This window comes from Streptomyces sp. WELS2 (genome assembly GCF_013870595.1).
GTDB lineage: Bacteria > Actinomycetota > Actinomycetes > Streptomycetales > Streptomycetaceae > Streptomyces.
In genome coordinates this window covers 1-4,770 of record NZ_JACBWZ010000486.1, presented here as the reverse complement: position 1 = coordinate 4,770, position 4,770 = coordinate 1, and the positions used below count along the sequence as shown (strand labels likewise).

The window sequence follows — 4,770 nt, the reverse complement described above, 5'->3', positions numbered from 1 at the left end:
GAGGTGCTCGATGCCGAGCGCGCAGGCGATCAGCAGCGGAGCCGGAGCGGGCTGGTGGCTCACATCAGTCTCCCTCGGCCCGCGCGGAGGCCTTCGCGGCCCGGGCGAACAGGTTGCGCTCGAAGGGGTCCCCGTGCAGGTACCGGCCGAGCGCGGTGAGCGGGAACACCTGCCGGTACAGGTGGTAGTTGATGGAGAAGTCCCAGGGGAAGCCGGTGCCGGTGAAGTACGGCTCGTCCCACCCGCCGTCCTCCCGCTGGGTGCCGGCCAGCCACCGCACGCCGCGCTCGACGGCCGCGGAGCCCTTCTCCCCCGCCGCGAGCAGCGCCATCAGCGCCCACCCGGTCTGCGAGGCGGTGGAGGCGCCCCGGCCGCTCCATTCCTTGGCGTCCTTGTAGGAGCGCAGGTCCTCGCCCCAGCCGCCGTCGTCGTTCTGGACGCTCTCCAGCCAGGTCACGGCCCGCCGGATCGCCGGGTGCGAGGTGGGCAGTCCGGCCGCGGTGAGCGCGGGGACCACCGAGCCGGTGCCGTAGATGTAGTTGACGCCCCAGCGGCCGAACCACGAGCCGTTCGGCTCCTGTTCGGCGAGCAGCCAGTCGATGCCGCGCCGGGTGCGCGGGTCGTCGGCCAGGCCCTCGGCGGCGAGCATCTCCACCACGTGCGCGGTGACGTCCGCGGACGGCGGGTCGATCACCTCGCCGAAGTCGCAGAACGGCAGCCGGTTCGGGAACGGGCTGGTGTTGTCCACGTCGAAGGCGCCCCAGGCACCGTTCTTCGACTGCATGCCGAGGTTCCAGCGGACGGCGCGGCCGATGGCCCGGTCCACGTGCTCGGGGTCGTGGTGGCGGACGCGGCGCAGCGCGAGCGCGACCTCGGCGGTGTCGTCGATGTCGGGGTAGTTGTCGTTGTGGAACTCGAAGGCCCAGCCGCCCGGGGGCAGTTCGGGCCGGCGCACCGCCCAGTCGCCGGGCCGGGCGATCTCCTCGCCGAGCATCCAGTCGGCCGCCTTGACCAGTTGCGGGTGGTCCGTGGGCAGTCCGGCGTCCACGAGCGCGATGGTGGCCAGGCAGGTGTCCCACACCGGGGACTGGCAGGCCTCGATCATCCGGGCGCCGTCCTCGCGCCAGACGGCGAAGCGGTCCAGGGAGGCGAGGCCCTCGCGCAGCACCGGGTGCTGCAGGTCGTAGCCGAGCAGGTGCAGGGCGATGACGGAGTACACGGCCGGGGGCTGGATGCCGCCCCAGCAGCCGTCGTTCTCCTGCCGTTCGATGATCCAGCGGGCCGCCGCGTTCATCGCGGCCTTGCGCAGTCTGCGCACGGCGACCTTGCGGTAGCCGCGGACCACCTTGTCCAGCCGCTGGAAGACCCCGTCCCAGCTCGCCACCGGGGCGAGCGGCTGCGGCGGGTTGGGATTGGCCGGATCGGTGTGCAGCTCGTCCAGCGCGAACGGGGCCGGGCGCACCGGCCGCTTGGCGGAGACGATGGTGAGCGGCACGATGGTCTGCCGCGCCCAGCATCCGAAGTCGTAGATGTTGAGCGGGAACCAGGTGGGGAAGAAGATCAGCTCCGGCGGGAGTTCGGGCAGGTCGTCCCACTTCCACCAGCCGAACAGGGCGAGCCAGATCCGGGTGAACACCCGGGCGGCGGCGATGCCGCCCCGCTCACGGATCCAGGCCGAGGCCTTCGCCATGTGCGGCGCGTCGGGCGCGTCGCCGGCCAGGCGCAGGGCGACGTACGCCTCCACGGTGGTGGACAGCTCGCCCGGGCCGCCGTAGAAGGTGGCCCAGGTGCCGTCCTCGCGCTGCTCGCCGCGGATGAACTTCGCGGCGGCCTGCGTGGTGGTCTCGTCCAGGATGCCCAGGAACTGACGGAGCAGCAGATCCTCGGCGTCCATGGTGACGTTGGTCTCCAGGTCGCCTTTCCACCAGCCCTCGGCGTCCTGCCGGGCGAGCAGGAAATCGGTGGCGCGCTGAACGGCGCGCGCGGCGGCTTCTTGTACCCCGGCCGTCTCGGGGATGGTGAGGGTGGAGTCGCTGGCCGCGGCAGCCCGGGACGGCAAGATGGCCCCGGTGCTTCCGTCGGTCGTCGCTGTCATGGCTTCCCCTTCGTGCAGTCGTGCGAGTCGTGCTGCTGTGGGTCCGCCGTCGGCCGGTGCCCTTCGTATGGCGGCACCGGCCGGCGACTACGCGAGGCTTATCCAGCCAATGGTGATCATCTCTTTCGTACGACGACGAAGTCGGCGAGCGCCGTGAAGGAGTCCCGTACCCGGTCGGGCATGTCCACGGCGTCGAGGGCTTCGATGGCGATGGTGTGCTGACGGCGCGCTTCGGCGGCCGTCCACTCGCGGCCGCCGGCCTCCTCGATGAGGGCGGCGCGGGCCGCGAACTCCTCCTCGGAGAAGTTCTCGAAGTCGCTGCTCTTGGCGTCCGCGGCGAGGATCTCGCCGAGCTGTTCGGAGGCGGGGCCGCCGGCCGCGAGGGCGGCGACGACCGGCAGGGACTTCTTGCGCTGGCGCAGGTCGCTCCAGGTCTGCTTGCCGGTGGCCTCCGGGTCGCCCCAGATGCCGAGCAGGTCGTCCACGGCCTGGAAGGCGAGGCCGAGGTGGTAGCCGTAGCGCTCCAGGGCGTCGGCGGTGGTGTCGTCGGCGCCGCCGAGGACCGCGCCGATGGACGAGGCGCAGGCGAGCAGGGAACCGGTCTTGTTGCCCTCCATCTCCAGGCACTCCTCGACGCTGACGCGGTCGCGGTGCTCGTAGGAGATGTCCTGGGCCTGGCCGTCGATCAGGGCGCGGGTGGCCGCGGTCAGCCGGCGGGCGGCGCGGCCGGCCTCGACGGTGCCGAGCTCCAGCAGGACCTCGCCGGCGAGGGCGAACAGCGCGTCGCCGACCAGGATGGCCTGGGCGGGGCCGTGCACCTTCCAGACGGTGTCGCGGTGCCGGCGCTGCTCGTCGCCGTCCATCAGATCGTCGTGCAGCAGCGAGAAGTTGTGCACGAGTTCGACGGCGACCGCGCCGGGCACGCCCGCCTCGGGCGCGGCACCGGTGACCTCGGCGGACAGCACGGCCAGCGCGGGGCGGACGGCCTTGCCGCCGTCGCCGTCCACGGGGTTGCCGGCGGCGTCGATCCAGCCGAAGTGGTAGGCGGCCACGGTGTCCATGGGCGGGGCCAGGCGGTCGACGGCCGCCCGCAGCACCGGTGTGGCCAGGTTCCTGCCGCGCTCCAGGAGCGCGGTCACGTCCACCGCGGGCCTCCGAGCGGGCGTCGCGGCCGGGGGCACAGTGGGCACAATCTCTCCTCTGGTTGCGGTACCGGGGGTGCGGGGGCGTTCGCCCGCCGGCCGGGCGTCACGCCGCCTCCTCGAACTCGAAGAGGTGGCGGGGGCGGGGCCGGCCCAGCGTGCCGAGCACGGCGTCGGCCGCGCTCACTCCGCTGCGGACCGCACTCTCCATGGTCGCGGGCCACCCGGTGGCGGTCCACGCTCCGGCCAGGTACAGGCCGGGGGCCTTGGTCCGGGCGCCGGGCCTGAGGCGTCCGACGCCGGGGGTGGGGGCGAACGTGGCCGTGCGCTCCCGGGTCACGAAGAAGTCCTTGACCTCGGCGGCGCGGGTGCCCGGGATGAGCCGCTCCAGCTCGGGCAGATAACGCTCGCGGAGTTCGGCCACCGGCCTGTCGATCTCGTCCTGCGCGGCCGACTGGGACAGCGCGAGGTACTGGCCCGTGCGCAGGCCGGAGGCGTCGGTGCGGTCGAACACCCACTGCACCGGGGTGCCGAGCGCCGCGAGGAAGGGGCGCGCGAGCACCTTGCGGTCGTAGACGACATGGACGTTGAGGATCGGCGCGGTGCCGATCTCCAGCAGCCGCCCGGGCGCGTCCAGGGCACCGGGCGGGAGCAGGTCGTGGGCCTCGCGCTGGGGCACGGCCAGTACGACGGCGTCTGCGGAAAGCGTCTCGCCGGGAACTTGAACGCTCCACCCGCCGTTGTCGTTGGTGGAGACGGAGGTGACGCGTGTACGGACCTCGGTACGGACGCCCGCGGAGTCGAGCGCCTTGCGGGCCAGCCGGTCGTGCAGTTCGCCCAGCGGGACGCGGGCCCAGCCGATGTCGGCCGCGCCCGGGTCGGACAGCAGACCGGTCTTGAACACCATCGCGGCGAGCCCCAGCGAGGCGTCGCCCGCGACCGCGTTGAGGGTGGCGACCCCGACCAGGTCCCACAGGGCCTCGATGGCGCGCGCGGACTGGCCGTGCGCGGTCAGCCAGCTGCCGAAGTCCTGGGTGTCCAGGGTCGGATCGGCGAGGTCGAGCCCCTTCAGCGCGAGCGCGGCCCGCCCGACGGCGGCGCGCTCGGCGAGCGAGAGGTGCGGATAGGCGGCCAGGCTGCGTCCCAGGTGGAGGGGGACGGGCAGCGGGTCGCGCCGCAGTCTGCCGAGCCGCCGGCCCACGGGCTTGGCGACGTCGACGACGGGCACGTCCAGGCGGTCCTGCAGCGGTGCCAGCGCCGCGCCCTGGATCCGGTCGAGGAACCAGCGGTAGGCGGTGCAGCAGCGCAGGTACACGTGCTGGCCGTTGTCGACGGTCAGTTCGCCGCGCTGGAAGGAGAAGGCGAGGCCGCCCAGCCTGGGCCTGCCTTCGAGCAGGGTGACCCGGATGCCCGCGTCGGCGAGGGCGAGCGCCGCGGTGATGCCGGCGAGTCCGCCACCGACCACGACCGCGCTGCGGGCCGTCGGCCGCGAGGGGTCGGCCGGTGCCGGTGCGGGGTGGGGTGAGCCGTCGC

3 protein-coding genes are annotated in these 4,770 nt (G+C 73.5%); all 3 read right to left on the bottom strand.

The window, feature by feature from the left end; genetic code table 11:
* Window positions 1-64: 64 nt before the first annotated feature.
* The 3 genes from shc to hpnE all read right to left on the bottom strand — a co-directional run bounded on the left by shc (window position 65) and on the right by hpnE (window position 4,702).
* Complete coding sequence (shc, locus tag H5J33_RS23850) at window positions 65-2,095, bottom strand: squalene--hopene cyclase (protein ID WP_181796946.1); 2,031 nt, start codon at window positions 2,093-2,095, stop codon at window positions 65-67.
* Between the two features lie 116 nt (window positions 2,096-2,211).
* On the bottom strand, window positions 2,212-3,276 hold the full coding sequence (locus H5J33_RS23845) for a polyprenyl synthetase family protein (protein ID WP_030792673.1): 1,065 nt from the start codon (window positions 3,274-3,276) through the stop codon (window positions 2,212-2,214).
* Between the two features lie 67 nt (window positions 3,277-3,343).
* Entirely contained in the window at window positions 3,344-4,702 is a 1,359-nt protein-coding gene (gene hpnE, locus H5J33_RS23840; protein WP_181796947.1) for a hydroxysqualene dehydroxylase HpnE, read from the bottom strand.
* Window positions 4,703-4,770: the final 68 nt, after the last annotated feature.

Bases quoted from the DNA above. Each gene is read 5' to 3' on its own strand.
- shc (WP_181796946.1), bottom strand. From the start codon at position 2,095: ATGACAGCGACGACCGACGGAAGCACCGGGGCCATCTTGCCGTCCCGG.